The following is a 26,246-nucleotide window of genomic DNA, read 5'->3' as shown; positions in this document are numbered from 1 at the left end:
CCACTGGCCGGCTCCTCATGGAATCCAGGCATCGTGAGGAGCCGGCCAGCGGCCGGCACTACCGCGATGTCGGGATTGTCGGGGTGGTGCCGACCGTTGGCCGGCACCCGCATTTCCCCTCAGCTGGCCGCCGCGAACACCGGGCGGGTCAGGTTGTCCGCATCGCCCTCGGTGCACAGCACCTCGTCCTCGATCCGCACCCCGCCATACGGACGGAAGAAATCCACGCGGTCCCAGTTGATGCTGGCGCCATTGCCGGCCTGCTTCACTTCGTCCAGCAGCATGTCGATGAAGTACACGCCCGGTTCGATCGTGACCACCATGCCCGGCTCCAGCACGCGGGTCATGCGCAGGTACGGGTGACCCTGCGGGCGCTCGATGCGGCCACCGCGGTCGCTGGCCGCAAAGCCGGCCACGTCATGCACCTGCAGCCCGATCAGATGGCCCAGGCCATGCGGGAAGAAGGCCGCGCTCACGCCGGTGGCCAGCGCCGCTTCCGGCGAGACGTTGAGCACGCCGAAGTCCTTGAGGATGCCCATCAGCGACAGGTGCGCGTCGATGTGCAGCTGCTTGTAATCCACGCCCGCGCGCACGCCGGCGCCCATCTGCTGCTGGGCCGCATCCACCGCATCGATCAGCGCCTGGAATTCGTCATGGCCGCTGGCCGCATAGGTGCGCGTGATATCGCTGGCATAGCCGTACGCGCTGGCGCCGGCGTCGATCAGGAAGCTGCGCAGCGGGGTCGGCGCGCTGCGGCCCAGATCGGTGTAGTGCAGCACGGCCGCGTGTTCGTTGAGGCCGATGATGTTGCCGTAGGGCAGTTCGTTGGCGTCCTGGCCGACCGCACGGCAGTACGCCATGTGGATCTCGAACTCGCTGGTGCCAGCGCGGAAGGCGGCTTCGGCGGCACGGTGGCCGCGCACGCCCAGTCGCTGCGCTTCGCGCATCAAGGCGATTTCATACGGCGTTTTGTAGCCGCGCTGCCAGTCCAGGTAATCGATGACCGGTGCGGGATTGTTCGGTACGAAGGCGCCCAGCGCACTCTGCGGCTCACCGAGGATCGCGCAGCGCGCGGCATCCTTGGGCAGCAGCGCCAGCGCCTCGTCCGGCGTGCGGATGATCTGGATATCGACATGCTCCACCCACCAGCCATTCGGCGCACCGGGCACCACGTGCCAGTAATCGAAGGGCTGATGGAAGATCAGGGTCGGGCGCTTGCCGGGGGTGTACACCAGCCAGCTGTTGGGCAGCTTGGTCAGCGGCAGCCAGGCCTTGAAGTTCGGGTTCACCGCATACGGGTAATCGCGATCATCAAAGGCCTGGTAATGCAGGGTGCCACTGGGAATCACCAGATGGTCGAAGCCGCCACGGGCCAGCGCTTCATCGGCGCGCTGGCGCATCACGCTGGCATGGTGGGAATACAGGGCGCCGAGGTCTGGCTGGTTCATGGCATGAAGCTCGCTGGCAGTGCGGAATGCAGCCCTAGATTCTGCCGCAATCCGCCAGCGGGCGCTGTGCCGGAACCGGCGCTCAGACTGCCGAAGTTTCCTCGGCGATCCATTGCCGCAGCTGCTCGCGTGATTCGCGCGCCAAGGTCAGGAAGCGGAAGCCCACCCAGGCCTGGCCCGGTGCATGGGTCTGCTCGCTCCAGAGCAGGTGCACGCCGACGTCGATCAGCAGCGGCTGACCCTGCGGGCCGGGGATGGTGAACTGCAGCTGGTACAGCGCATCGTCCTGCATCGGCACCGAGGCCAGCATCAGCATGCCGGTTTCGGAGACATTGCCGAGTCGGCCGATCACGGTCTCGGCCATCAGATCGGTCACGGGGACCAGCTCGGCCACCTGGCGACGCGGCGCGCGGCGGGTATCGGGTGTGGTCATTCGGCGCTCTCCGCAGGCGTGCCGGCCAGCGAGCGCAGGGTCCGCAGGGTGGCCTGCCAGGCACGATCAATCAGCCTGCCCTTGTCTTCGGTGACGATTCGCACCTGGCCATGGGCCATCAACCGCGACAGGGCATCCAACGAATGCTCGCCCACTTTCTGCCCACGTTGATTGACGAACAGCGCGTTATCGGTGATCAGGCTGTACCAGGACAACCGCTGCCGGCGCACGTCGCCCTGCTGGTTGGTGGTGAACTCGAACCAGGTCCCGAACGGCAGGGTGCGCAGCTGGCGATAGCAGTCGTCCTCGGCGGTGCTGCGCGCGAGCGGGGCGACCTTGCGCGGATCACTGGCATCGGCCTGTTCGCCCAGCCGGGTGCGGGCGCGCAGGCGGGCGGTGAGTTCGGTACGTGAACTGCTGTCATCCTCGCCGCCGGGCGTGGACAGGCGCCGCGCGATCGCGGCTGCTTCGTCCTGGTGATAGCCGACCTGCAGCAGAGCGGACTCGACCTGCTGGCCCAGCGCATCATCGCGCTCGGCCACGCCCGGCGCCAGGCAGGTCACCTCGGCGATCCGGGCGGTTTCCTGCTGGCGCTGCTGCCACTGCGGCGAGGTCTCGCCGTTGCGCAGCAGGGTGAGCGTGAGCACATCCGACCACGCCTGTTTCAGCAGCGCCTGCACGAAGCGCGGGGGCGCGGCCTGCGCGCACACCTGCTCGATGCTGGTGCTGGCCTGTTGCTTGGCCGCCTCCAGGCGCTCCTTGCCGCGGGCGGCTTCGACATGACGGCGCTCGGCCAGTTCGGCCTTGTGCGCCAGCGCGCGGAAGTGCTGCTGGATCTCCTCGTTGGCGGTGTCGAAGACCGCCACATCGCCGTCGTACGCGTTGACCACCTGGTCGACCGCGTGGCCGAGCTTCTGCACCAGCTGCGGATCCACATCTTCCTCGCCCAGCCAGTTGGCGCCGGCCTCGGCTACCGCATTGAGCAGCTCGCGCGCCGGGTGCTGGTCGCGCACGAAGAAGGCCGGGTCGGACAGGGCCGCGCGGGCGACCGGCACCTGCAGGCGGGTCAGCAGGTCGGCGGCCACGGCCTCGGGCCGCACCTCGCGCTGGATCTGTCCATACAGCATGTCGAGCAGGTCGAAGGTGTCGCTGTCCTTGACCGTCAATGAGGCCTGCGCGCCATGCTCGGCACGGACCTGGGCGAGCAGCGCGTTGTGCAGATCGGCCATGCTGCGGCGGGCGCCGCCGGGAGCGACCGCTTGGCCCTGCAGCCTGGCCAGCGTGGCGTGCACGGCTTCGGCGGGTACCGCCAGCGCGGGGAGCGCCTCGGGCGCCAGGAAGGCGTTTTCCGTGGGGGTGGCAACGGCCTGGGCCGAGGCGCCGACGGCTTGCGCGGCCAGCGCTCCGCCGCCAGGTACCGCGCCGGCCGCATGTGCCTGCCGGGCAGCGCCCAACAGCTGGTGCAGCGCTGACATCGCCGGTGCACCGAGGTCGGCGGCAATGGGGCTGGTGGGGAGGCTCGGCGCTGACACAGACACTGACGCCGATGCCGTCGGCGAGGCCGCCGCCGCGCCACCGATGGGTGTGGTGCTGTCCGGCGCGGTGGACGCCGTGGTCAAGGCCATGGCGTGCTCGGTCATTGCTGCCCAGCCGGTGCTCGGCGCGCTGCCGTTCCAGCCGGTCAGGGGCCGCGCCGCCGCGCCGCCGCGTGCGCCGGGCAGGCCGCGCTCGGGGCCGGTGATGATCCGGCGCGTCGTGGCCGAGCGCGCCAGATACGGGGTGTAGACCAGCCCGGGCAGGACGCCTTCGTGCCCCAACAGGATGTTGGCGCGCTCCAGCAGTTCACCCAGCCGCTCCAGCAGTTGACGGTCGAACACGCGGTACAGCGCCAGCTGTGTTTCCAGGCCCAGCGCGAAGTCTTCACCCAGTTCGCGCACGATCCGGCACAGCGCCTGCGGGCCGAACGGCAGGTCATCGACATCGAAGGCCGGTCCGGCGGCGAGCACCCCGAAGCGTTGGCCGAGCAACTGCAGGGCGGTGGCCGAGCGCTGGGCTTCGCGGCGGATGATGTCCACCAGCACGATGTCGCGGTCCACGTCGGTGTCGTTGACCAGGGTCAGCGCGGTGGCCGAAACGGATACCTCGGTCGGGACGATGCGCTGGGCGTGGCGTGGACCGCGCAAACTGGCCAGGCTCACCGCCACCGCCTCCAGGAAGCGTGGGCCGAACTGCGCGTTGACCTCATGCAGCTGGCGGGCCTGCGCGAATATGTCGGCTTGGATCTGGCTGTTGCGCGCGCGCTCGGCATCGCGGAACAGCTCGCGCTCGAGCTCCACGATGGTCAGTTTGAGTGGCGCGGTGAGGGTCTGCACTGCCAGCCCGTGCAGCGCGGCCAGCAGGCGACGCACGCGCGGCGGCGCGGCCACGTCCGCAAAGCGGGTCATGTCGGGCTGGGACGACGAAGGTGCGGGCGCAGACATCCGATGTTCTTCCAGCTCCCCTGAGAACACGGAATCTAACGGTTTCGCCCGGTCCCTGCCAGAAGCGACAAGGTTCGAGGTTCCCGGCGCCGGCCAGCGGCCGGCATTACCGTCCGGGCAGGCGCCGCCTGCTCAGGGCAGGAACAGCTCGACCACGTCGTTGGTGAAGCGCCGGCCCAGTTCGGTTGGCATGGCGTCATCGCCGGCCACGGTCATCCAGCCCTTGGCCACGGCAATGCGCAGCGGCTCGGCGATCCGCGCCCGGTCCAGGCCGGTCCGCGATTCGAAATCCTTCAGGCTGAAGCCTTCATGCAGGCGCAGCAGGTTGAGCATGTACTCGAACGGAAGTCGCTCGGCGCTGATCACATCGTCGCCGCCGATCGAGGCTGCGGTTCCGGCAGTGTCCATGAAGGTCTGCGGATGCTTGTGCTTCCAGCGGCGCAGCACGTGTTCTTCAGCGCCGCTGCTGATCTTGCCGTGTGCACCGGCGCCGATCCCCAGGTAGTCGCCAAAGCGCCAGTAATTGAGGTTGTGCTGGCTCTGCCGGCCGGGTTTTGCGTAGGCGCTGACCTCGTACTGCGCATAGCCGGCCTCGGCCAGCATCTGCTGGCAGTGCTCCTGGATGTCCCATGCCGAATCTTCATCGGGGATGCCCTGCGGCGGCCGCGCGAAGAACACGGTGTTCGGCTCCAGGGTGAGCTGGTAGTGCGACATGTGGGTGGGCTGCAGCGCGAACGCGCGCTCCAGGTCATGTTCGGCCTGGGCCAGCGTCTGCTGCGGCAACGCGTACATCAGGTCGATGTTGAAGTTGTCGTAGCCCGCATCCTGGGCCAGCTTCACCGCACGCTCGGCTTCGCCGCTGTCGTGGATGCGGCCCAGGCGCTTGAGCGCCTCGTCGTTGAAGGTCTGGATGCCGAAGCTGATCCGGTTCACCCCGGCCGCGCGGTAGCGGTCGAAACGGCCGTGCTCGGCGGTGCCCGGGTTGGTCTCCAGCGTCACTTCCAGGTTCGGCGCGAAACGCAGCCGGGCCGAGGCCGCCTGCAGGAAACGGTCGATCGCCTCCGGCGGGAACAGGCTCGGCGTGCCGCCACCGAAGAACACACTGCTCACCACCCGGCCCCAGACCAGCGGCAGATCCTGATCGAGATCGCGGATCAACGCGTCGATGTACGCCTCGAACGGCAGCTCGCCCTTGGCCGCATGCGAGTTGAAATCGCAGTACGGGCATTTGCGCACGCACCACGGCAGATGCACGTACAACGCCAGCGGCGGCGTAACCAACCGCGGAGCGTGGTCGTGATCACCCGTGCAGGTTTCGCCGGGCAGGTGGGAGCAGGGGTCGTGTGCCATCACAGCAGGGCGGGCAGCTTCTGCTTGAGCAGCTGCAGGGCTTTGGCGCGGTGGCTCATCGCGTTCTTCAGGTCCGGCGCCATTTCAGCCGCGGTCTGCGCCAGCACCGGGTCCAGGAACAGCGGGTTGTAGCCGAAGCCGTGGCTGCCACGCAGCTCATCGAGGATCACGCCCTCCCAGCTGCCTTCACAGATCAGCGGCTGCGGATCATCGGCATGGCGCAGCAGCACGATCACCGCATAGAAGCGGGCGCTGCGCCGATCGGCCGGTACATCGCGCATCGCCTCGAGCAGCTTGGCGTTGTTGGCGGCATCGTTGGTCGGGCTGCCGGCATAGCGCGCGCTGTACAGGCCGGGTGCGCCGTCGAGCGCATCCACGATCAGGCCCGAATCGTCGGCCAGCGCCGGCAGGCCGGTGCTCTGGCAGGCATGGCGCGCCTTGATCAGGGCGTTCTCGACGAAGGTCAGGCCGGTTTCCGGGACGTCGCTGACGCCCAGTTCGCCCTGCGCCACGATCTCCAGCGGCAGGCCGCCGAGCATGGCCTGCAGTTCCTTCAGTTTGCCGGCGTTGCCGCTGGCCAGGACCAGTTTCATTGCTTGGGCTCCAGCAGATCCCACGTGTTGCCGTACAGATCGCGGAACACCGCGACCGTCGCGTAGACCTCCTCGCGTGGGGTTTCGAGGAAGACCACGCCACGCGCGGTCATCGCTGCGTGGTCGCGCCAGAAATCATCGGTGTTCAGGAAAAATCCGACCCGGCCACCGGTCTGGTTGCCGATCCGCGCGCGCTGTTCGTCGTTGCTGGCACGCGCCAGCAACAAGGCGGCCGCGCTGCCGTCGCCCGGCCCGACCACCACCCAGCGCTTGTCGCCCTGGTCGATGTCATCGATCAGGCTGAAGCCCAGCGCGCCGGTGTACCAGGCGATCGCCTCGTCGTAGTCGGCCACTACCAGGGTGGTCAGGGCGATACGACGGTTCATGCCTTGGCCAGGGCCGCCTGCTGCGCAGCGAACAGATCCTTGATGCCCTTTTCGGCCAGGACCAGCAGCGCATCCAGTTCATCACGGCGGAAGGCGTGGCCTTCGGCGGTGCCCTGCAGTTCGATGAAACCGCCACCGTCGTTCATCACGACGTTCATGTCGGTATCGCAGTCGCTGTCTTCGGCGTAATCCAGATCCAGCACCGGGGTGCCGCGGTACACGCCCACCGACACCGCCGCGACGGCGCCGAAGATCGGGTTGCGCTTGATGTCGCCGCGCTTGATCAGGAAGTTCACCGCATCCACCAGGGCCACGTAGGCGCCTGTGATGGCGGCGGTACGGGTGCCGCCGTCGGCCTGCAGCACGTCGCAGTCCAGGGTGATGGTGCGCTCGCCCAGCGCGCCGCGGTCGATGCAGGCGCGCAGCGTGCGGCCGATCAGGCGCTGGATTTCCAGGGTACGGCCACCCTGCTTGCCGCGGGCGGCTTCGCGGTCGTTACGGGTGTGGGTCGAACGCGGCAGCATGCCGTACTCGGCGGTCACCCAGCCTTCGCCCTTGCCACGCAGGAAGCCCGGCACGCGGTTTTCCACGCTGGCCGTGCACAGCACGCGGGTCTCGCCGAAGCTGATCAGCACCGAGCCCTCGGCGTGACGGGTGAAGGCGCGCTCGATGCGCACTTCGCGCAGCTGGTCGGCCTGGCGGCCACTGGGACGGGAATCAGTCATGCTCAAGTTCCGGTAAGACGGGGGATGCGGGGCCACGCCCGGGCCGGGGACCGGCGGGCGAGGAGGCTCTAAGGAGACCGCTAGGGTACCATTTGCACTTTGAGAGCACCGGAAACCCGCATGATTCGAAGCATGACCGCCTATGCCAACGGCGAGCGCGCCACCCGCTGGGGCACGCTGGCCTGTGAGCTGCGCTCGGTCAACCACCGGTTCCTGGAGGTCGGCGTCCGCCTGCCCGAAGAACTGCGTGCGTTGGAGCCGCACCTGCGCGAGCGCGTCGCTTCCCGCTGCAGCCGCGGCAAGATCGATCTGGTCATTCGCCTGCGCGCGCCGGAGGTCACCGGTGCACTTGTGGTCAACGATGCGCTGCTGGGCCAGCTCGGCGAGCTGGCGACCCGGCTGTCCTCGAGCTTCCCGAGCCTGCAGGTGAGCTTCACCGAACTGCTGCAGATGCCGGGTGTCATGCAGGGCGAGGCGGTCGATGCCGCCGCGCTGCATGCCGAAGCCCTGGCGCTGCTGGATACGGCGCTGGACGGCTTCGTTGCCGCGCGTGAGCGTGAAGGCGACAAGCTGGCCACCGCGATCCAGGAGCGCGTGGACAGCATCGAGCGCATTGCCGCCGAGGTCACCACCCTGATCCCGCTGATCCGCGAAGGCCAGCGCACCAAGCTGGCGGCCCGCCTGGCCGACCTGCCGCACCCGGTCGATCCCGGTCGTGCCGAACAGGAACTGGTGATGTGGCTGCAGAAGCTGGACGTGGATGAGGAGCTGGACCGCCTGGGCAGCCACATCGCCGAGATCCGCCGCGTCTTCAAGCAGCGTGAGCCGGTCGGTCGCCGCCTGGACTTCCTGCTGCAGGAGTTCAACCGCGAGGCCAATACGCTGGGCTCCAAATCGGTGGACAGCCGCACCTCCAATGCCGCCGTCGAGCTGAAGGTGCTGATCGACCAGATCCGCGAACAGGTGCAGAACATCGAATGAGCAGCCCGATCCCGCCCGTCGGCGCGCCTGCGCGCGGCACCCTGTACATCGTGGCCGCGCCTTCCGGGGCCGGCAAAAGCAGCATCGTCAACGCCACCCTGGCCCGCGACCCGCAGATCGCCCTGTCGATCTCGTTCACCTCGCGCGCCACGCGCCCGGGTGAAATCAATGGTGAGCACTACCACTTCGTCAGCGCCGAGGAATTCGAGCGGATGATCGCCGCCGGCGACTTCTTCGAACATGCCTGGGTGCATGGCGACTGGAAGGGCACCGCGCGGCAGTCGGTCGAGCCGCAGCTGTCGGCCGGCCAGGACGTGCTGCTGGAGATCGACTGGCAGGGCGCCCAGCAGGTCCGCCAGCTGGTGCCAGGCACGGTCACCGTGTTCATCCTGCCGCCGTCCAAGCAGGCGCTGCAGGACCGGATGCGCAAGCGCGGGCAGGACAGCGAGGCGGTGATCGCCCAGCGCCTGGCCGCCGCGCGTGAAGAGATGCTGCACTTCAACGACTTCGACTACGTGATCGTCAACGAGGTCTTCGAGACCGCGGTGGACGAGCTGTGTGCCATCTTCACGGCCAGCCGCCTGCGCCGGGAAGCCCAGAAGGTCCGCCACGCGGGCCTCATCCAGGCCCTGCTGACCCAGGATCCGGCCACAACTGACTGATTCTCAACGGGGTGCTAGCCGGTTGGCTTGATTTTGTCCAGCCCTGGCCGGTACAATCCGTCCCCTTTCCCTCATTCGATTGAGCAGCCCTCACCGGCTGCCGGGAGCCCGCATGGCCCGCATCACCGTAGAAGATTGTCTGGAAGTCGTGAACAACCGTTTCGAACTGGTCATGATGGCGTCCAAGCGCGCCCGTCAGCTGGCCAATGGCGTCCAGGCCACCCTGGACAACAGCGAAACCGAAGACAAGCCGACCGTGCTGGCGCTGCGCGAAATTGCCGCCCGCAAGATCGACAACGCCCTGATCGACGAAGTCGAGAAGGCCGAGCGCGAGCGTGCCGAGCGTGAAGCACTGGAATGGGCCGCTGCCGAAGTCGTCGCCGACGAAGACATGTCCAAGAACGACGACTGATCGCCTCGCGCGTCCGTTGTTGTTGCTGCGAACAGCCCGCCTTTTGGCGGGCTGTTTCGTTTGTGCCGCCAGTGGCCGCGGCGGGGCCGTGTTGTTGCAGGTGAAACTCCCTGTTCAGGATTTGCCGATATCACGCCGCTGGCATAGTCTTTGAGCATGAACCCAGGCCCCACTGCCAAGGTCGCCACGCCCGCCGGCGCGGCCGTACCCGACTATGTCCTCCAGCTTGAGCGCGCAGCGCACTATCTGCCGCCCGACCAACTGCCACTGCTGCGCCGCGCCTGGGAAGTAGGCGCCGCCGCGCATGCCGGCCAGACCCGCAAGTCGGGCGAGCCCTACATCACCCATCCGGTCGCCGTGGCGCAGGTGCTGGCCGAGCTCGGACTGGACGTGGAGGCGCTGATCGCCGCGATCCTGCACGACACCATCGAAGACACGCCGCTGACCCGCGAGGAGCTGGCCGCCGAGTTCGGCGAAGCCGTGGCCGAACTGGTCGATGGCGTCACCAAGCTGGACAAGCTGAAGTTCCGCGACCGCCAGGAGGCGGCGGCGGAGAGTTTCCGCAAGATGCTGCTGGCGATGTCGCGCGACCTGCGCGTGATCATGATCAAGCTGGCCGACCGCCTGCACAACATGCGTACGCTGGGTGCGCAAAGCCGCGAAGCGCGCGGCCGCATCGCCCGCGAAACGCTGGAAATCTACGCCCCCATCGCGCAGCGCCTGGGCATGAGCCTGGTCAAAAGCGAGCTGCAGAACCTGGGCTTCAAGGCGCTGTACCCGTGGCGCCACGCCATCCTGGAAAAGCACATCCGCAGCCAGCCGGTGGTGCGCCGGGAGGCGATGGCGCAGGTGGAGGTGCAGCTGTCCCAGCGGCTGGCCAAGGAAGGGCTGGAGCACCGGCTGGTCAGCCGCATCAAGACCCCGTGGAGCATCTACAACAAGATGCACGACGAGAACAAATCCTTCGACCAGGTGATGGATGTGTTCGGCTTCCGCCTGGTCGTGCGCAACGTGCCCAGCGCCTACCACGCGCTCGGCGCGGTGCATGCCACCTTCAAGCCGCTGGACGGGCGCTTCCGCGATTTCATCGCGATCCCCAAGGCCAACGGTTACCAGTCGCTGCACACGGTGCTGTTCGGGCCGTATGGCTCGCCGATCGAGGTGCAGATCCGCACCGAGGAAATGGACCTGATCGCCGAGCGCGGCGTGGCCGCGCACTGGACCTACAAGTTCGGGGGCGACTCGCCCAACAGCGCGCAGAGCCGTGCGCATGCGTGGATCGTGGAGTTGATCGATTCGCAGCGTGCCGCCGGCTCGTCGCTGGAATTCCTGGACAACGTCAAGGTGGATCTGTTCCCGGACGAGGTCTATCTGTTCACGCCCAAGGGCAAGATCCTGGCGCTGCCGCGCAATTCCACCGCGCTCGATTTCGCCTACGCGGTGCACACCGACGTGGGCAACATGGCCGTGGCCTCGCGCGTGGACAAAAAGCTGGTGCCGCTGCGCACCAAGCTGGTCAGTGGGCAGACGGTGGAAGTGATCACCGCGCGTTCGGCCACGCCCAAGCCGCAGTGGCTGGAGTTCGTGGTCAGTTCCAAGGCACGCACCGCCATCCGCCATCAGCTCAAGCAGCTGGAGCACGAGGACGCGGTGCAGTTGGGCCATCGAATGCTGGACCGCGCGCTGGAGGCGATGGACAGCTCGCTGGAGCGGCTGCCGAAGGGCCGCCTGGATGCGTTCCTGGCCGAGCACCGGTATCCGCGCCTGGAGGCCCTTCTGGCCGAAGTGGCGCTGGGCAACTGGATGCCCAACCAGGCCGCACAGGCGCTGATGGCGTATGCGGAGCTGCGCGGTGGGGCGCATTCGAAGCATTCGCAGGAAAAGATCCTGATCAACGGCAGCGAGCGCGGGGTGGTGAGCTTCGCGAACTGTTGCCAGCCGATTCCGGGCGACGACATCATGGGCTACCACACGGCCGGCAAGGGCATCGTGGTGCACCGTCTGGACTGCCCGAACCTGGCCGAGCTGCGCAAGTCGCCGGAGCGCTGGGTGCCGATCGGATGGGATACGACGGTGTCGGGGGATTACGACACGTCGTTGATCGTGGAGGTGGAGAACGGGACCGGCGTGCTGGCGCAGTTGGCGGCGGCGATCGCGCAGAGCCATTCCAACATCGAGCGGGTGGATTATCTGGACCGCGATTTCAACGCGGCGGTGCTGGCGTTCAATATCCAGGTGCGTGATCGGAACCATCTGGCGGAAGTGATGCGGCGTCTGCGGCGGTTGTCGGTGGTGCAGTCGGTTCGCCGGCAATAAACCGCGTTCCGCGCGGCGATGATGGGCCCCGGCGCGCTTGGCGCACCACCGGGGTAGAGCCGACCGTTGGTCGGCTACCGTGCACCGTGCGGCGATGGCCGGCTCGAACGCCTCTTCGCCGGGCAATGGGCACACCACCGCGGGGTAGAGCCGACCGTTGGTCGGCTGCCGTGCACCGTGCGGCGATGGTCGGCTACCGTGCACCGCGCGGCGATGATCGGCTCCAATGCCTCATCGCCGGGCAATGGGCACACCCCGGGGTAGAGCCGACCGTTGGTCGGCTGCTCGCCCACCGCGCGGCGATGATCGATATGGTCGGCCAGCCGACCAACGGTCTTCGTCATTCTCCGGCCAGCCGACCAATCGTCTTCGTCATTTTCCGGCCAGCCGACCAATCGTCTTCGTCATTCTCCGGCCAGCCGACCAACGGTCGGCTCTACCAGAGATTGCGGCTTCGATTGCGGCTTCGGATGCTTCTCGGGGAGGGCGAGTCCGGCGGTACAATGGTGGGCCCATTTTTGTCCCCCTGGAGCTTCCATGTCCCGTCAGATCATTACCAGTGCCAAGGCCCCGGCGGCCATCGGTCCGTATTCGCAGGCTGTGCGCGCGGGCAATACCGTGTATTTCTCGGGCCAGATTCCGCTGGACCCGGCTACCGGTGACATCGTCGGTGCCGGCGATATCGAGGCGCAGGCGCGTCGTGCGTTCGACAACCTGAAGGCCGTGGCCGAAGAGGCCGGTGGCTCGTTGGATCAGATCGTGCGCCTGGGCCTGTACCTGACCGATCTGGGCGAATTCGCCAAGGTCAATGCGGTCATGCAGGATTACTTCAAGGCGCCGTTCCCGGCACGTTCGACCATCGAAGTGGCGGGTCTGCCGAAGGCCGCCAACTTTGAAGTCGATGCGGTGATGGTGCTCGACCAGGCCTGACGTGGCGCGGTCACGGGCTCCTGCACCGGCGCTGGCCGCGGCCGGGGAGGCATCGTTGTCGATGCTCTCCGGTATCGGGCCGGCGGTGGCGATCAAGCTGGCCGCCCGTGGCCTGTCGTCGCTGCAGGATCTGTGGTTGCATCTGCCACTGCGCTATGAAGACCGTACCCGGCTGACCACCATTGCCCAGTTGCAGCCGGGGCTGGCGGCGCAGGTGGAGGGGCGGGTGAGTGCGGTGGAGCGCGGGTTCCGCTATCGGCCGGTGCTCAAGGTCGCGATCGAGGATGATTCGTACGGCACGCTGGTGCTGCGTTTCTTCCATTTCCGTGCCCAGCAGGTCGCGCAGTTTGCCGTGGGCACGCGCATCCGCTGCTACGGCACCGCCAAGCCTGGCCATCACGGGCTGGAGATCGTCCATCCCAGTTACCGGGTGATGGGCGGCAATGAGGATGACGAGCTGGGCGACAGCCTCGATCCGGTCTATCCGGCAGTCGAGGGGGTCGGGCCGGCGACGATGCGTAAGTTCATCGGCCTGGCGCTGGACAGGCTGCCGGAAGAATCCACGCTGGAACTGCTGCCAGCCGGTTGGTTGTCGGGGCTGGGGTTGCCCTCGCTGCGCAGTGCGCTGTTGACCGTGCACCGGCCACCGCCGGACGCCGATCTGGTGGCGCTGGCCGCGGGCCGACATCCGGCGCAACGCCGGTTGGCCCTCGAAGAACTGCTGGCGCACCACTTGAGTCTGCGCCGTCAGCGCATGGCGTTGCAGGCGCATCACGCGCCATCGCTGCGCGGGCAGGGTGCCTTGGTGGCGCAGTTGCGCGACAGCCTGCCGTTCCAGCTGACCGGTGCGCAGCAGCGCGTGTTCGAGCAGATCCGCAAGGACCTGGCCAAGGCGCATCCGATGCTGCGGCTGGTGCAGGGCGATGTCGGCTCGGGCAAGACCGTGGTGGCTGCGTTGGCGGCGATGCTGGCGGTGGAGCGGGGTAAGCAGGTCGCATTGGCCGCACCCACCGAGCTGCTCGCCGAGCAGCACATGAACAATCTGCGCGCCTGGCTGGAGCCGCTGGGCGTGCGCACCGCATGGCTGGCCGGCAAGGTCACCGGCAAGGCGCGCACCAAGGTATTGGCCGAGGTCGCCTCGGGCGAGGCGCAGGTGGTGGTCGGTACGCACGCGCTGATGCAGGACAGTGTGGTGTTCAAGGACCTGGCATTGGCCATCGTCGATGAGCAGCACCGCTTCGGTGTGCACCAGCGGCTGGCGCTGCGCGACAAGGGGGCGGATGGGCGCAGCGTGCCGCACCAGCTGGTGATGACCGCGACACCGATTCCGCGCACCTTGGCGATGTCCGAATACGCCGATCTGGATGTCTCGGCGATCGACGAACTGCCGCCAGGACGCACGCCGGTGCAGACCGTGGCACTCAACAATGATCGCCGGCCGGAGTTGATCGAGCGCATCGCGGTCGCGTGCCGCGAAGGTCAGCAGGTGTACTGGGTCTGCACGCTGATCGAGGAAAGCGAAGAGCTCGATGCCACGCCGGCGCAGGCCACGTTCGAATCGCTGCAGGCGCTGCTGCCGGGCGTGCGCGTGGGGCTGGTGCACGGGCGGCTGAAGGCGAGTGAGAAACTTGCCACGATGGTCGCCTTCAAGGCCGGCCAAATCGATCTGCTGGTGGCCACCACGGTGATCGAGGTCGGCGTGGACGTGCCCAATGCCTCGTTGATGATCATCGAGAACGCCGAGCGTCTCGGCCTGGCCCAGCTGCACCAGCTGCGCGGCCGGGTAGGGCGCGGCTCGGCGGTCTCGCGGTGCGTGCTGCTGTATCAGGCGCCGTTGTCGACCATGGCGCGCGAGCGGCTGGAAACGATGCGGCAGACCAACGATGGCTTCCTGATCGCCGAGAAGGATCTGGAGCTGCGCGGCCCGGGCGAACTGCTGGGCACACGACAGACCGGCCTGGCCGGCTTCAGGATGGCCGATCTGGCCCGCGATGCGGATCTGTTGCCCGGCGTGCACGCGCTTGCCGAGCGGCTGCTGGCGGAGGCGCCGGACGTGGCCGACCAGGTCGTGCGGCGCTGGATCGGCACGGCCGTGCGGTACGCGTCGGCATAGTCCGCCGCCAGGCGGATACCGGGGGGCATTCGCAGACAGGCCTGCCGGCCGCGGAGTGGCCCATCCGACTGCGAGGAAACCAAGCGAAGCAGCAGCCACGCACATCTGCTGCCGATAAGCCTTCTGGCTACCATGAGGAGCAGGCGGGCACCGCCTTGTATTTGTCATGACAGGGTGCGAAAGTCCCTTGCCGATTATCAAGACGGCAACGATGAGCAAGAAGATTCCGCTGTTGATCGACACCGACCCCGGTGTCGATGATGCCCTGGCCCTGTTGATGGCCTTTGCCGATGAGCGCCACGATATCGTTGGCCTGACCATCGCCGCCGGCAACGTAGGCCTGGACCACACGGTCCGCAATGCCCTGAAGCTGTGCGAAGTGGCTGGCCGTGACGACGTGCCGGTCTACGCCGGTACCGCCGACCCGCTGCTGCACCCCTCCGTCGATGCCGCCCATGTGCACGGCGCCGATGGCTTTGGCGATGTGAACCTGCCGGCTGCCAAGCGCCAGGCCGAGGCCGAGCACGCCGCGCTGGCGATCCTGCGCCTGTCGCACGAATACGCCGGTGAGCTGTTCCTGGTTGCACTCGGCCCGCTGACCAACCTGGCGCTGGCCCTGAAGCTCGACCCGACCCTGCCGCAGCGCGTGAAGCGCTTCCTGGTCATGGGCGGGGCGGTGACCTGCCACGGCAACATCACCCCGGCCGCCGAGTTCAACATCGCCTTCGATCCGGAGGCGGCGCACATCGTGTTCACCGGCTTCCCGCACATCGAAGTGGCCGATTGGGAGGCCACCGTCGCCCACGGCCTGCTGCATGCCGACGTCGAGCAGTGGCTGGCGGCCGATAGCGACAAGGCCCGTTTCTACGAGCTGATCTCGCGCCAGACCCGCCTGTGGTCCGAAGACAGCCGTGGCGAGCGCTGGTACGCCGCCGATGCCCTGGCGATGGCCTGGGCGCTGCAGCCGGAAGGCGCGTTGCGGGTCGAATCCCGTCCGCTGAACGTGGAACTGGCCGGTGTGCACAGCCGGGGTGCTACCATTGTCGACTGGAACCGCCAGACCGGGCAGCCTGACAACACTCAGCTGCTGATGGCCTACGACCAGGGTCGCTTCGAGGCCCAGGTGAGGGCGGCACTCGGCGTCTGATGACGCCGCTGCGGCGGACCTTTCGCACGGTTGATGGACCCGGCTTGCCCTTTGCGGCGGCCGAGACTATAATGCCGCTCTTGACCACCAGCCCTTATTACGGTGCGCGCCCATGAAGGCCGATATTCATCCTGCTTACCGCGACGTGGTTTTCCACGACGTTACCTCTGATTTCAAGATCCTGACCCGTTCGACCATGTCCACCAAGGACACGATCAAGTGGGAAGACGGCAACGAGTATCCGCTCGTCAAGGTTGAAATCTCCTCGGCTTCGCATCCGTTCTACACGGGCAAGCACAAGGTGATCGACACCAGCGGCCGTATCGACAAGTTCCAGAAGCGTTTCGGCAAGCCGGCGCCGACCGCGGCCTGATCTGTCGACGCAGCTGCTTGAAAACAACGGTCGCCTTGGCGGCCGTTGTTTTTTGTTGTTCCCGGTTTGCTGAACGCCAGGTGAGGCCCACATGCCCCGCCGACGGAACGCTGTGTCCGTGCGTTGGCGCGCGCCCTTGCGCACGCTGGGATAGCGCCTGCGGCGCGGTCAGGAACCTGCGTCTACGACTTCCGTCCTAGGGCGTCGAAAATGTTGCTGTGCGATAATGGCGGGATCCACGATAACGATCGTGGACTTCCTTCACGTGCCTGACCCATGCGCTTGGGCGGGCGCCTTCCCTCGAGGAGCGCACACAGTGTCCGATCTTGATCAGGTCACGCTCAACGCCGGCGACACGTCGGTTGTTCTGCCAGTCATCAAACCCACGCTCGGCAACGATTGCGTCGATATCTCGAAGCTGACCAAGGAAACCGGTCTCTTCACGTACGACTCCGGCTTCACCGCCACCGCCAGCTGCAAGTCCGCCATCACCTATATCGACGGTGACCAGGGCGTGCTGCTGTATCGCGGCTATCCCATCGAGCAGCTCTCGGAAAAGTCGAGCTACGTCGAAGTGGCCTACCTGCTGATCAACGGCGAGCGTCCGAGCGCCGAGCAGTTGAAGGCCTTCACCGACGAGCTGGCGGCCGAAGCCGATGTGGATCCGTCGATCAACACGCTGATCGGCAGCTTCGCCAAGGATGCCCATCCGATGGCCATCCTGACCGCCGCCATCGCGCAGCTGTCGGGCATCTACCACGCCTCGCTGGACCTGTCCGACGCCGAACAGCGTCGTCATGCCGCGGTGCGCCTGATCGCCAAGGTGCCGACCCTGTCGGCCCTGATCTACCGCCACGGCAAGGGCCTGCCGGCCAACAAGCCGGACACCTCGCTGGATTACGTCAGCCGCTTCCTGAAGCAGACCTTCGAGTCGGCCGATGGCCAGTACGAGCTGAACCAGGACGTGGTCAAGGCGCTGGATCTGCTGTTCATCCTGCACGCCGATCATGAGCAGAACGCCTCGACCTCGACCGTGCGTCTGGTCGGTTCGACCGGTGCCAACCCGTACGCGTCGGTCGCTGCTGGCGTCACCGCGCTGTGGGGTCCGGCCCACGGCGGTGCCAACGAAGCCGTGCTGAAGATGCTCGAAGAGATCGGTTCGGCCGACAACGTCGAGTCCGCCGTGCTCAAGGCCAAGGACAAGACCTCCGGCTTCCGCCTGATGGGCTTTGGCCACCGCGTGTACAAGAACTTCGACCCGCGCGCCAAGGTCATCGGTGTGATGACCGGCAAGGTGCTGGAACAGCTGGGCGTGCAGGATCCGCTGCTGGACGTGGCCGTCAAGCTGGAGCAGGCCGCGCTGCAGGATGACTACTTCGTCGCCCGCAAGCTGTACCCGAACGTCGATTTCTACAGCGGCATCATCTACAAGGCGCTGCAGATCCCGACCGAAATGTTCACCGTCATGTTCGCCCTCGGCCGTACCTCCGGCTGGGTGGCCCATTGGCTGGAACAGCAGGTCGATCCGGAAATGAAGATCGGCCGTCCGCGCCAGGTCTACACCGGCAGCGACGTGCGCGACTACCAGGGCTGATCGCCCCGGCAGGTTGTGATGAAAACGCCCCGCACTGCGGGGCGTTTTTTTTGGGCGCCGCCGGTCACCTCTTTTCGTACTTCTTGCATGGGCCTCACTTCGATCGAGGTACAACCTTGGCGGTCATCCTCACGCCCATGGAGTCCCTCATGAATCGTCTGATCGCCGTAGTCCTCATCGCCGCACCGCTGAGCGTGGTCAGCGCCGGCGCACATGCCCAGTACACCGGCCCTGGCGCGACCAGCGCGGTCACAACCGTCGCTGAAGCCCGCGACCAGCGCGATGACCAGCCCGTCGTACTGCAGGGCACGCTGATCGCCAAGATCGGCCACGAACGCTATCGCTTCAAGGATGCCACCGGCGAGATCGACGTCGAGATCGATGACAAGGATCTGCCCGACCGGCAGCCCGTCAGCGCGACGACCGTGGTGGAGCTGCAGGGAGAAGTCGATACGCATCGCTTCAAGCCCACCGATATCGATGTGGAGCATGTGCGGATCATCGGCACGCGCTGATTTTCCTGCACCGTCGGATGCCCCGCATTGCGGGGCGTTTGGCGTTCAGCGCATGGTGATCGTCAGCGTGCTTCCGCGTAACGGCTGGGCGACTCCCCCAGCACGCGGCGGAACGCCGACGAAAACGCGCTTGGGCTGGCGTATCCCAGATCCAGTGCGATCCGCGTAACCGGCTGCCCGGCACCCAGGCGTTCGATCGCGGCGAGCAGGCAGACCTGCTGGCGCCATTCGGCAAAGCCCACCCCGGTGTCCGCGCGGAACTGGCGGGTGAACGTGCGCCGGCTCATGCCCGCCTCGGCGGCGACCTCATCGAGCGAGGCGGCGATCGAGGGCGCATCGAACAGCTGCTGGCAGGTGCGCACAAGGCGCGGGTCGCGGGGCAGCGGTGCATGCAGTGACAGGCGTGGCATCGCGGCGATCTCCGCGACCAGCAGCTGCATCAGCCGACCGCCGCGACCGTCCAGGTCGTACATCGCCGGCAGGTCGACCGCATCGTCCATCAGGTGCCGCAGCAGCGCCGATACGGCATACACGCCGCAGCGCGCAGGCAACCGGACCGCCGCCACTTCGTCCGCTGCCACGAACACATTGAGCATCGTGACCGGGCCACGCATCGCCATGGCGTGGGCGACGCCTGCGGGCACCCAGCAGGCACGCTGCGGTGGTACCAGCCAGCGTCCCTCGGGTGTGGTGAGGCTGATGGTGCCGCGCGAGGCAAACGCGAACTGACCGCGCCGGTGCGCGTGATCGGGGAAGACGGATCCGGCGGCGTAGTCGTTGGCGGTGACCACCACGGCGCGAGGTAGATCTTCAAAGGGATCGAGCAGGGTATTGCGCATGGCCCGGATTCTATCGCCATCGGCCTGATATCGACGGCGGGCCACGCGCAGTCGACCTAACATCGCGGCCCGACCTCACGTCCGCACGGTGCAGCCATGCCCACTACTACCTTTCATCGCGTCGGCACTGGCGCCCATCCTGTCCTGGTCCTGCATGGCTGGTTTGGTGACGCCCACGCCTTCGAACCGATCGAGCCATGGCTGTCCGGCGAGGCGTTCAGCTACCTCTTCATGGATTGCCGCGGCTACGGTGGCATGCGCGGGGTGCCCGGTGACTACACGATCGACGAGATCGCCAATGACGCGCTGACCTTGGCCGACACGCTGGGCATCCCGACCTTCAGCCTGGTCGGGCATTCGATGGGTGGCATGGCCATCGAGCGGATCGCGGTGCTCGCCCCGGATCGCGTGCGCGCGCTGGTCGCCGTGGCACCCGTGCCGTGCGGTGGCATCGCCTACGATTCGCCCGCGCGGCAGGTGCTTGAAGCGGCCGCAGGCAGCGTGAGCATCCGTCGGGGCATCATCGATCGCAGCACCGGAGGGCGGTTGCCCGCCGCGTGGCTGGACTGGAAGGCGCAGTACTCGATGGCGCACGCGTCGCCGGAGGCATTCGCGGCGTACCTCCCGGCCTGGGCGGACACGGACTTCAGCATGGAGATCATCGGCCGACATCCGGTGAAGGTGCTGATCGGTGAGCATGATCCCGTGTTCAACGCGGCCCTCATGGACAGGACCTACCTGCACCGCTATCGGCAGGCGACCCTGGAGGTGCTGGAGAATGCGGGTCACTACCCGATGAACGAAACGCCGCTGGCCCTGGTCGCGGCGATCGAGCGCTTTCTGGTCAAGTTCGCCGAGGCCTGAAGGAGGCCGGGCGTCGTTTCAGCGACCGCCCAGATAACCCTCGATCTCGCCGTCCGCCAGCAGCTCACGCAGCTGCGTGGCCGACGCGCGCCGCATCGGCTTCTCGTCGATCGCCGACAGTGGCGGCTGGCGCAGGCCGTCATACGGCAGCACGGCGATGTCGAAGGTCAGGTCTTCGGCGCTGAACACCCAGACCGGCGCATCCAGGCTGCGCTCGCGGTCCAGCCGCAGCCGGCGCGTCCGTGATTCGGCCGGAATGCCGTGCTCATCGAGATAGCGCTGCACGGCATCGGCATCGTCGCTGTGCACCTGCAGCTGCACGGGGCTGTTGGCGTCTGCGGTGCCTTCCAGTACCGGGCCACACAGGCGGGGTGAGAAACCCTGCAGAAAGTCCATCGCCCGCAGGGCGGCCTCGCGGCGCTGGCGCAACTGCGCGCCATGGTCGGCACCGGCGAACAGGCGCTGGTACTCGCGCAGGGCATCTTCGATCTCGGTGTTGCGGGGCAGGGAGGCATCATCGTGGATGCCGAGCCGGGTGGCGGCCTTGAGCTTGGCCTGGTGATAGTCGCGGATGCCGCCCTCGGCCATCAGCCGGGCGGCTTCGTGCGCCAGCTGGTGGCGGCGCTCACGGGTCTGCGTGGCTGCATGCTGGCGGGCTCGATGCATGACCGATACTCCTTGGCGACCTGCACGGCAATGTACACCGGCGATGTGACAGGCGGGTAGAGCCACCCCATGGGTGGCTGTGCCTGCGATCAGGGCTTGCGTGCAGCCACCCATGGGGTGGCTCTACCGGGGCGATGGGACGCCGGGCGGACCCGGCGCATGCGGTCAGAAGATATCGAACGCGGCGTCGTCGGCCTGCGGCGCATGGCTGTTGAAGTCGTACTCCTCCAGCTTCTCCATGTCCTCCACCTTGACCCACTCGGTTGCGCCGTTGAGGGTGGCCTGGACCATGCCCGAGGGCGGCTCGTTCTGCGCGATCGGGGTGTCCTTGAGCGCAACGCGCATGTACTCGATCCAGATCGGCAGGGCGGCGCGGCCGCCGTACTCGCGGTAGCCGAGCGAGCGGAAGTCGTCGCGGCCGACCCACACCGTGGTCGCGTAGGGGCCACCGAAACCGGAGAACCACGCATCACGGTGATCGTTGGTCGAGCCGGTCTTGCCGCCGACGTCCTCGCGGCCGAGCACCTTGGCCGCGGTGCCGGTGCCGCGCTGGACCACGTCGCGCATCATCGAGTTGAGCTGGTATGCGGTACGCGCATCGATCGCGCGCGGGGCGACCTTGGCATCCGGGTTCACCGGCACCGGCGTTTCGGTGGCGGCGGTGGACGTAGCCTGCTGCGGCTTGGCCGGCGCGGCATTGGCCGCCGGCGCGGAGCCGAAGTTGAAGCCATCCACCACCTGGCTGACCGGCACCCCGCTGGTGCCGGCGCAGTCGCGGCAGGCGATGGCCGGGTTTTCCTTGAAGACTTCCACGCCGTCGCGGTCGGTCACCCGGTCGATCAGCCAGGTGTCCACGCGCGAGCCGCCGTTGGCGAACACCGCGTAACCGCGGGCCACCGAGAGCGGCGTCAGCGATGCGGTGCCCAGCGACATCGACAGGTTCGGCGGCAGCTCGGCCTCGGCGAAGCCGAACTCGCTGATGTACTTGCGCGCGTAATCCACGCCCATGCCATCGAGCAGCCGCACCGAGACCAGGTTGCGCGACTGCACCAGCGCTTCACGCAGGCGCATCGGGCCGCGGAAACCGCCGCCGTCGTTCTGCGGCGACCAGGTCTTGCCGCGGCGGTCGCGGAACACGACCGGCGCATCGAGCACGATCGAGGCCGGGTTGAAGCCCTTGTCGAAGGCGGCCGCGTAGATGAAGGGCTTGAAACTCGAGCCCGGCTGGCGACGCGCCTGGGTGGCACGGTTGAACTTGTTGCCGGAGAAGCTGAAGCCGCCCACCAGTGCCTTCAGTGCGCCGTTTTCAGCGTCCAGCGAGACCAGCGCGGCCTGGCCGCGCGGGATCTGGTCGAGCAGCCACTCGCCTTCCTTCTCGCCGGCGCGCACGCGCACGATGTCGCCGCGGGTGACCAGCTTGGCCGGCGTCTTGTTGGTCCAGCGGGCGGCGCTGGCCGGCAGCACCACTTCGCTGCGGTTGCCCAGCACCACGGTCGCGCTGCCATCGGCAGCGGTGGCTGCCACGATCGCCGGCAGCAGGCCGGTCTGTGCCGGAATGCCGGACAGCTTGGTGGCCAGCGCGGCGGCATCGGCATCGGCCGGCACCTCCACGTGCTGCTCCACGCCGTGCCAGCCGTGGCGGTGGTCGTAGGCCAGCAGGCCATCGCGCACCGACAGGTTGGCCGCGGTCTGCAGCTCGGCGTTGATCGTGGTGGTCACGTGGTAACCCTTGTTGACCACGTCGCCGCCGAAGCGGGCGATCATTTCCTGGCGCACCAGCTCGGCCACGTAGGGCGCTTCGACCTGCACCGGCGGCTCGTGCGCGGTGGCATGCATCGGCACGGCCTTGGCCGCGTCGGCCTCGGCCTGGGAGACGAAGCCCAGGCTGGCCATGCGCTGCAGCACATAGAAGTCACGGCGCTCGCGGGCACGTTCGGGATTGCTGATCGGGTTGCCCGAGGAGGGGAACTTGGGGATGCCGGCCAGCGAGGCCATCTCATCCAGGTCCAGCTCCCCCAGCTTCTTGCCGTAATAGAACTCGGCCGCGGCGGCCACGCCGTAGGCGCGGTTGCCGAAGAAACTCTTGTTCAGGTACAGCTCGAAGATCTCGTCCTTGCTCAGCTCGCTCTCGATCTTGCGTGCCAGCAGGATCTCGGCCAGCTTGCGGGTGTAGCTGTATTCCGAGCTCAGGAAGAACTGGCGGGCGACCTGCTGGGTGATGGTCGAGCCACCGGGCACGCGCCTGTCATTGGTGGTGGCCAGCAGCCAGACCGCGCGGCCGATGCCCTTGTAGTCCACGCCGCCATGCTCGTAGAAGCGGGCATCCTCGGTGGCGAGGAACGCCTGCTTGAGGCGCTCGGGGACGTCCTTCATGGTGATGGGGGTGCGCCGGGTTTCCCCGAACACCGCCATCAACTTGCCATCGCTGGCATAGACGTACATGGGCTCCTGCATCTCCACGTCGCGCAGGGTCTGCACGTCCGGGAGCTTGGAGGAGACGGCGTAATACAGGCCACCGGCAACCGCGGCGCCGATCAATGCCAGGACCAGGAACGCGACCAGCATCCAGCGCAGCCAACGGCGAAGACGTGTCATCAGTGACAGATTCCGATTGCGAATTTCGTGGTCGCAGAGTATAGATTACGCAAGGGAACGGCTGGGGGTGTTCCCGGGGAGAGCAGTCGATCACCGTCTGGGGACGCGTGAAACGAGCCGTAGTGCTCGTTTTACAGCTTGACGGTTGCGATTTGCAAAAAAAACGTTATTAATGCGCGGTCGCAGGTTCTGCGTCCAAGTGCCCATCGGCAGGGGAGAAACCGTGGGGCTTATCCCAAAAAGCCAGTCGCCTCTTATCGGCGTCGATATCAGCTCGACTGCAGTAAAGCTGTTGCAGTTATCCCGCAGCGGCAATCGTTTCCGCGTGGAACATTACGCCGTGGAACCACTTCCGCCGAATGCGGTCGTGGAAAAGAACATCGTGGAGGTCGAAGCGGTCGGGGAGGCCATTCGACGCGCCGTGAACCGCTCTGGAACCAAGGCACGGCACGCCGCCGCCGCCGTGGCCGGCTCGGCCGTGATCACCAAGCTGATCCCGATGCCTGCCGATCTGGACGAGAACGACATGGAAGCCCAGGTCGAGCTCGAAGCGGTCAACTACATCCCGTACCCGATCGAGGAAGTGAACCTCGATTTCGAAGTGCTGGGTGCGATTCCGAACAACCCGGAAATGGTCCAGGTGCTGTTGGCCGCCTCGCGTTCAGAGAACGTCGAGCTGCGCCAGTCCGCGCTGGAACTGGGCGGGCTGGTGGCACGGGTCATGGACGTGGAGGCCTTCGCGGTCGAGAACGCCTTTGCCCTGGTCGCCAGCGAGCTGCCGGTGGCCAGTGATGGCGTGGTCGCGCTGGTGGACATCGGCGCCACCATGACCACCCTGAACGTCCTGCGCGGTGGCCGCAGCCTGTACAGCCGCGAGCAGGTATTCGGCGGCAAGCAGCTGACCGACGAAGTGATGCGCCGGTATGGGCTGACCTACGAAGAAGCCGGGCTGGCCAAGCGCCAGGGCGGGTTGCCGGAAAGCTACGAGATGGAAGTGCTCGAGCCGTTCAAGGAAGCCACGGTCCAGCAGATCAGCCGTCTGCTGCAGTTCTTCTATGCCGGCAGCGAGTTCAACCGGGTCGATCACATCGTGCTCGCCGGGGGCTGCGCAGCCCTGACCGGCCTGCCGGACATGGTGGAAGAGCAGCTGGGCGTGGCCACCGTGGTGGCCAACCCGCTGGCACAGATGACGCTCGGCCCGAAGGTGCAGGCACATGCCCTGGCCCAGGATGCTCCGGCGCTGATGATCGCCACCGGTCTGGCGCTGAGGAGCTTTGACTGATGGCGCGCATCAATTTATTGCCCTGGCGCGCCGAGCGGCGCAAGCAACGCCAGCGCGACTTCTACGCCATGCTCGGTGCCGCCGCCATCGGTGGGTTGCTGCTGTCGCTGTTGATCTGGTTCTACTACGACCGTCAGGTCAGCGGGCAGAGCGATCGCAACACCTTCCTGCAGGCCGAGATCGAGAAGGTCAAGGAGCAGAACAAGGAGATCGAGCGCCTGGACCGCCAGAAGGACCGCCTGCTGGCGCGCAAGGCCGTGATCGAGGAACTGCAGGCCAAGCGCTCGCAGATGGTGCACCTGTTCGATGCGCTGGTCCGGACCATCCCCGATGGGGTGGTGCTGACCACGCTCAAGCAGGAGGGCGACGTGCTGACGCTGGAAGGCCGCACCCAGTCCAATGCCCGTGTCAGTGCTTACATGCGCAACCTGGAAAGCTCGGGCTGGATGACCAATCCGGAGCTGTCGATCATCGAGGCCAAGGCGCCGGAGCGTGACAGGGCCGGTGCCGCCAGCAGCCCGGTGGCGGACATCAAGTCGCTGCCGTACATGTTCGTGGTCAAGGTCAATCTGCCGGCCCAGAGCAGCGTTACCGAGCTGGCCGCCGATGGCAGCGTGATCGAGCCGACCGCCGATCCGGCACCGCCGGGCGCTACCCCGGTTCCGCCGGTGGCCCCGTTGTCGCCGGCCCCGGCGCCCAACGCACCGGCCTCGCCCGATGCTGCTGATCCGGCCCCGCCGGCCGGCAACAGCCGCATCGTGCCGCCCACGCCCTCCGCGCAACCTGCACAACCTGCACAACCGGCGGCGCCGGCCCCGGCCCAGAAGGGGGCCGCCGCATGAGCCAGAAGATCAACCTCAAAGAGCTGGACTTCAACAACATCGGCAATTGGCCGCAGAAGGCCAAGGTCGTGTTCTGCGCGCTGTTGGCGCTGTTCATCGTGATCATGGCCTGGTTCCTGCTGATCAGCGGCAAGCGCGATGAGCTCGCGTCGCTGGAAAGCACCGAGACCCAGCTGCGCACCGAGTTCGAAAAGGAACAGGGCCGCGCGGTCAATCTGGAGCCGCTCAAGCAGCAGCTGACCCAGATGGAGCAGGTGCTGCAGCAGATGCTGCGCCAGCTGCCCAGCAAGACCGAGATGCCTGATCTGATCATCGACATCTCCCAGACCGCGTTGTCCAGCGGCCTGTCCAACGAGTTGTTCCAGCCCGGTGCGGAGCAGCCCAAGGAGTTCTACGCCGAAAAGCCGATCGCCCTGCGCATGGTGGGCAGTTACCACCAGTTCGGCGCGTTCGTCAGTGGTGTGGCCTCGTTGCCGCGTGTGGTCATCCTGACCATGCACGACATCAACCTGAAGCCGAAGGATCCCAAGACCGGCATCACCGCCCGCAGCGGTGCGCTGGAGTTGTCCGGAACGGTCAAGACCTACCGTTACCTGGATGACGTGGAGATGGAAGCCCAGGAGAAGGCCGCCGCCGAGAAAGAAACGGCTGCGAAGGGAGGCCGGAAATGAGCCCTCTGACGTCGACCGCACGGGTAGGT

At 66.9% G+C, this 26,246-nt stretch carries 24 protein-coding genes; 14 read left to right on the top strand and 10 right to left on the bottom strand.

From position 1 onward, the window contains the following. Window positions 1-119: 119 nt before the first annotated feature. The 7 genes from pepQ to rph all read right to left on the bottom strand — a co-directional run bounded on the left by pepQ (window position 120) and on the right by rph (window position 7,415). A complete protein-coding gene (gene pepQ, locus ABE422_RS09100; protein WP_313219660.1) occupies window positions 120-1,448 on the bottom strand; it encodes a Xaa-Pro dipeptidase in 1,329 nt (442 codons plus the stop codon). 82 nt (window positions 1,449-1,530) lie between these two features. Next, the gene (locus tag ABE422_RS09095; protein WP_313209935.1) at window positions 1,531-1,881 is read right to left on the bottom strand and encodes a PilZ domain-containing protein; all 351 of its coding nucleotides are present in this window, start codon (window positions 1,879-1,881) and stop codon (window positions 1,531-1,533) included. Continuing rightward, window positions 1,878-4,361, bottom strand: coding sequence for a DUF1631 domain-containing protein (locus tag ABE422_RS09090; protein WP_346482848.1), 2,484 nt, complete (start codon window positions 4,359-4,361; stop codon window positions 1,878-1,880). Before ABE422_RS09090 ends, ABE422_RS09095 begins: the two co-directional genes overlap by 4 nt. Before the next feature lie 132 nt (window positions 4,362-4,493). Then, complete coding sequence (hemW, locus tag ABE422_RS09085) at window positions 4,494-5,711, bottom strand: radical SAM family heme chaperone HemW (protein ID WP_346482847.1); 1,218 nt, start codon at window positions 5,709-5,711, stop codon at window positions 4,494-4,496. Beyond that, entirely contained in the window at window positions 5,711-6,304 is a 594-nt protein-coding gene (gene rdgB, locus ABE422_RS09080; RefSeq protein ID WP_259259267.1) for an RdgB/HAM1 family non-canonical purine NTP pyrophosphatase, read from the bottom strand. Before rdgB ends, hemW begins: the two co-directional genes overlap by 1 nt. Beyond that, window positions 6,301-6,690: a VOC family protein gene (locus ABE422_RS09075; protein WP_259259268.1), complete on the bottom strand. Its 390-nt coding sequence runs from the start codon at window positions 6,688-6,690 to the stop codon at window positions 6,301-6,303. Before ABE422_RS09075 ends, rdgB begins: the two co-directional genes overlap by 4 nt. Continuing rightward, window positions 6,687-7,415 carry a ribonuclease PH gene (rph, locus tag ABE422_RS09070; RefSeq protein WP_313209947.1) on the bottom strand — a complete coding sequence of 243 codons (729 nt, stop codon included), beginning with the start codon at window positions 7,413-7,415 and terminating at the stop codon, window positions 6,687-6,689. Before rph ends, ABE422_RS09075 begins: the two co-directional genes overlap by 4 nt. Before the next feature lie 120 nt (window positions 7,416-7,535). Between rph and ABE422_RS09065 the strand changes: the two genes are divergently transcribed. The 10 genes from ABE422_RS09065 to ABE422_RS09020 all read left to right on the top strand — a co-directional run bounded on the left by ABE422_RS09065 (window position 7,536) and on the right by ABE422_RS09020 (window position 18,458). After that, window positions 7,536-8,396 (top strand): YicC/YloC family endoribonuclease, encoded by an 861-nt coding sequence (locus ABE422_RS09065; protein WP_313209949.1) that lies wholly within the window; start codon window positions 7,536-7,538, stop codon window positions 8,394-8,396. Continuing rightward, the gene (gene gmk / locus ABE422_RS09060) at window positions 8,393-9,058 is read left to right on the top strand and encodes a guanylate kinase (protein ID WP_313209951.1); all 666 of its coding nucleotides are present in this window, start codon (window positions 8,393-8,395) and stop codon (window positions 9,056-9,058) included. The genes ABE422_RS09065 and gmk overlap by 4 nt, the downstream gene beginning before the upstream one ends. A gap of 112 nt (window positions 9,059-9,170) precedes the next feature. Continuing rightward, entirely contained in the window at window positions 9,171-9,470 is a 300-nt protein-coding gene (gene rpoZ, locus ABE422_RS09055) for a DNA-directed RNA polymerase subunit omega (RefSeq protein WP_005410877.1), read from the top strand. 156 nt (window positions 9,471-9,626) lie between these two features. Then, window positions 9,627-11,786 carry a bifunctional (p)ppGpp synthetase/guanosine-3',5'-bis(diphosphate) 3'-pyrophosphohydrolase gene (locus ABE422_RS09050; RefSeq protein WP_121039451.1) on the top strand — a complete coding sequence of 720 codons (2,160 nt, stop codon included), beginning with the start codon at window positions 9,627-9,629 and terminating at the stop codon, window positions 11,784-11,786. Between the two features lie 537 nt (window positions 11,787-12,323). After that, on the top strand, window positions 12,324-12,716 hold the full coding sequence (locus ABE422_RS09045) for a RidA family protein (protein WP_102788192.1): 393 nt from the start codon (window positions 12,324-12,326) through the stop codon (window positions 12,714-12,716). 1 nt (window position 12,717) lies between these two features. Further along, the gene (gene recG / locus ABE422_RS09040) at window positions 12,718-14,829 is read left to right on the top strand and encodes an ATP-dependent DNA helicase RecG (protein ID WP_313209955.1); all 2,112 of its coding nucleotides are present in this window, start codon (window positions 12,718-12,720) and stop codon (window positions 14,827-14,829) included. Window positions 14,830-15,040: 211 nt separating this feature from the next. After that, a complete protein-coding gene (locus tag ABE422_RS09035) occupies window positions 15,041-15,976 on the top strand; it encodes a nucleoside hydrolase (RefSeq protein WP_088432679.1) in 936 nt (311 codons plus the stop codon). A gap of 112 nt (window positions 15,977-16,088) precedes the next feature. Next, window positions 16,089-16,349, top strand: coding sequence for a type B 50S ribosomal protein L31 (locus ABE422_RS09030; protein WP_019183873.1), 261 nt, complete (start codon window positions 16,089-16,091; stop codon window positions 16,347-16,349). A gap of 316 nt (window positions 16,350-16,665) precedes the next feature. Further along, complete coding sequence (locus ABE422_RS09025) at window positions 16,666-17,943, top strand: citrate synthase (protein ID WP_313209963.1); 1,278 nt, start codon at window positions 16,666-16,668, stop codon at window positions 17,941-17,943. A 149-nt stretch (window positions 17,944-18,092) separates the two neighbouring features. Continuing rightward, window positions 18,093-18,458 carry a NirD/YgiW/YdeI family stress tolerance protein gene (locus tag ABE422_RS09020; protein WP_070471146.1) on the top strand — a complete coding sequence of 122 codons (366 nt, stop codon included), beginning with the start codon at window positions 18,093-18,095 and terminating at the stop codon, window positions 18,456-18,458. Window positions 18,459-18,520: 62 nt separating this feature from the next. On the opposite strand, the gene ABE422_RS09015 is transcribed toward ABE422_RS09020, so the two are convergent. Then, window positions 18,521-19,297, bottom strand: a complete 777-nt coding sequence (locus tag ABE422_RS09015; protein WP_070471149.1) for a helix-turn-helix transcriptional regulator — start codon at window positions 19,295-19,297, stop codon at window positions 18,521-18,523. Between the two features lie 96 nt (window positions 19,298-19,393). Between ABE422_RS09015 and ABE422_RS09010 the strand changes: the two genes are divergently transcribed. Continuing rightward, window positions 19,394-20,161 (top strand): alpha/beta hydrolase, encoded by a 768-nt coding sequence (locus ABE422_RS09010; RefSeq protein WP_346482846.1) that lies wholly within the window; start codon window positions 19,394-19,396, stop codon window positions 20,159-20,161. 18 nt (window positions 20,162-20,179) lie between these two features. Here the strand turns inward: ABE422_RS09010 and ABE422_RS09005 are convergent, their stop codons facing one another. Both ABE422_RS09005 and ABE422_RS09000 read right to left on the bottom strand, forming a co-directional pair. Beyond that, the gene (locus tag ABE422_RS09005; protein WP_313209970.1) at window positions 20,180-20,827 is read right to left on the bottom strand and encodes a hypothetical protein; all 648 of its coding nucleotides are present in this window, start codon (window positions 20,825-20,827) and stop codon (window positions 20,180-20,182) included. A 165-nt stretch (window positions 20,828-20,992) separates the two neighbouring features. Beyond that, window positions 20,993-23,422 (bottom strand): penicillin-binding protein 1A, encoded by a 2,430-nt coding sequence (locus ABE422_RS09000; RefSeq protein WP_346482845.1) that lies wholly within the window; start codon window positions 23,420-23,422, stop codon window positions 20,993-20,995. Between the two features lie 223 nt (window positions 23,423-23,645). On the opposite strand from ABE422_RS09000, the gene ABE422_RS08995 reads away from it, so the two are divergent. Genes ABE422_RS08995 through ABE422_RS08985 form a run of 3 tightly spaced genes read left to right on the top strand, consistent with a single transcriptional unit; the run spans window position 23,646 to window position 26,217 of the window. After that, window positions 23,646-24,704, top strand: a complete 1,059-nt coding sequence (locus tag ABE422_RS08995) for a pilus assembly protein PilM (protein ID WP_019183880.1) — start codon at window positions 23,646-23,648, stop codon at window positions 24,702-24,704. After that, complete coding sequence (locus ABE422_RS08990) at window positions 24,704-25,546, top strand: PilN domain-containing protein (protein ID WP_346482844.1); 843 nt, start codon at window positions 24,704-24,706, stop codon at window positions 25,544-25,546. The genes ABE422_RS08995 and ABE422_RS08990 overlap by 1 nt, the downstream gene beginning before the upstream one ends. Beyond that, window positions 25,543-26,217 (top strand): type 4a pilus biogenesis protein PilO, encoded by a 675-nt coding sequence (locus ABE422_RS08985; protein WP_346482843.1) that lies wholly within the window; start codon window positions 25,543-25,545, stop codon window positions 26,215-26,217. The genes ABE422_RS08990 and ABE422_RS08985 overlap by 4 nt, the downstream gene beginning before the upstream one ends. Window positions 26,218-26,246: the final 29 nt, after the last annotated feature.

It is taken from the genome of Stenotrophomonas sp. TWI1151 (assembly GCF_039673135.1).
GTDB lineage: Bacteria > Pseudomonadota > Gammaproteobacteria > Xanthomonadales > Xanthomonadaceae > Stenotrophomonas.
This window is presented reverse-complemented; position numbering and strand designations above follow the sequence as displayed.

Bases quoted from the DNA above. Each gene is read 5' to 3' on its own strand.
- hemW (WP_346482847.1), bottom strand. From the start codon at position 5,711: ATGGCACACGACCCCTGCTCCCACCTGCCCGGCGAAACCTGCACGGGT.
- ABE422_RS09075 (WP_259259268.1), bottom strand. From the start codon at position 6,690: ATGAACCGTCGTATCGCCCTGACCACCCTGGTAGTGGCCGACTACGAC.
- rph (WP_313209947.1), bottom strand. From the start codon at position 7,415: ATGACTGATTCCCGTCCCAGTGGCCGCCAGGCCGACCAGCTGCGCGAA.
- ABE422_RS08985 (WP_346482843.1), top strand. From the start codon at position 25,543: ATGAGCCAGAAGATCAACCTCAAAGAGCTGGACTTCAACAACATCGGC.
- ABE422_RS09000 (WP_346482845.1), bottom strand. From the start codon at position 23,422: ATGACACGTCTTCGCCGTTGGCTGCGCTGGATGCTGGTCGCGTTCCTG.
- rdgB (WP_259259267.1), bottom strand. From the start codon at position 6,304: ATGAAACTGGTCCTGGCCAGCGGCAACGCCGGCAAACTGAAGGAACTG.
- ABE422_RS09045 (WP_102788192.1), top strand. From the start codon at position 12,324: ATGTCCCGTCAGATCATTACCAGTGCCAAGGCCCCGGCGGCCATCGGT.
- pepQ (WP_313219660.1), bottom strand. From the start codon at position 1,448: ATGAACCAGCCAGACCTCGGCGCCCTGTATTCCCACCATGCCAGCGTG.
- ABE422_RS09035 (WP_088432679.1), top strand. From the start codon at position 15,041: ATGAGCAAGAAGATTCCGCTGTTGATCGACACCGACCCCGGTGTCGAT.
- ABE422_RS09065 (WP_313209949.1), top strand. From the start codon at position 7,536: ATGATTCGAAGCATGACCGCCTATGCCAACGGCGAGCGCGCCACCCGC.
- ABE422_RS09020 (WP_070471146.1), top strand. From the start codon at position 18,093: ATGAATCGTCTGATCGCCGTAGTCCTCATCGCCGCACCGCTGAGCGTG.
- ABE422_RS08990 (WP_346482844.1), top strand. From the start codon at position 24,704: ATGGCGCGCATCAATTTATTGCCCTGGCGCGCCGAGCGGCGCAAGCAA.
- gmk (WP_313209951.1), top strand. From the start codon at position 8,393: ATGAGCAGCCCGATCCCGCCCGTCGGCGCGCCTGCGCGCGGCACCCTG.
- ABE422_RS09010 (WP_346482846.1), top strand. From the start codon at position 19,394: ATGCCCACTACTACCTTTCATCGCGTCGGCACTGGCGCCCATCCTGTC.
- ABE422_RS09090 (WP_346482848.1), bottom strand. From the start codon at position 4,361: ATGTCTGCGCCCGCACCTTCGTCGTCCCAGCCCGACATGACCCGCTTT.
- ABE422_RS09050 (WP_121039451.1), top strand. From the start codon at position 9,627: ATGAACCCAGGCCCCACTGCCAAGGTCGCCACGCCCGCCGGCGCGGCC.
- ABE422_RS09030 (WP_019183873.1), top strand. From the start codon at position 16,089: ATGAAGGCCGATATTCATCCTGCTTACCGCGACGTGGTTTTCCACGAC.
- ABE422_RS09005 (WP_313209970.1), bottom strand. From the start codon at position 20,827: ATGCATCGAGCCCGCCAGCATGCAGCCACGCAGACCCGTGAGCGCCGC.
- ABE422_RS09095 (WP_313209935.1), bottom strand. From the start codon at position 1,881: ATGACCACACCCGATACCCGCCGCGCGCCGCGTCGCCAGGTGGCCGAG.
- ABE422_RS09015 (WP_070471149.1), bottom strand. From the start codon at position 19,297: ATGCGCAATACCCTGCTCGATCCCTTTGAAGATCTACCTCGCGCCGTG.
- rpoZ (WP_005410877.1), top strand. From the start codon at position 9,171: ATGGCCCGCATCACCGTAGAAGATTGTCTGGAAGTCGTGAACAACCGT.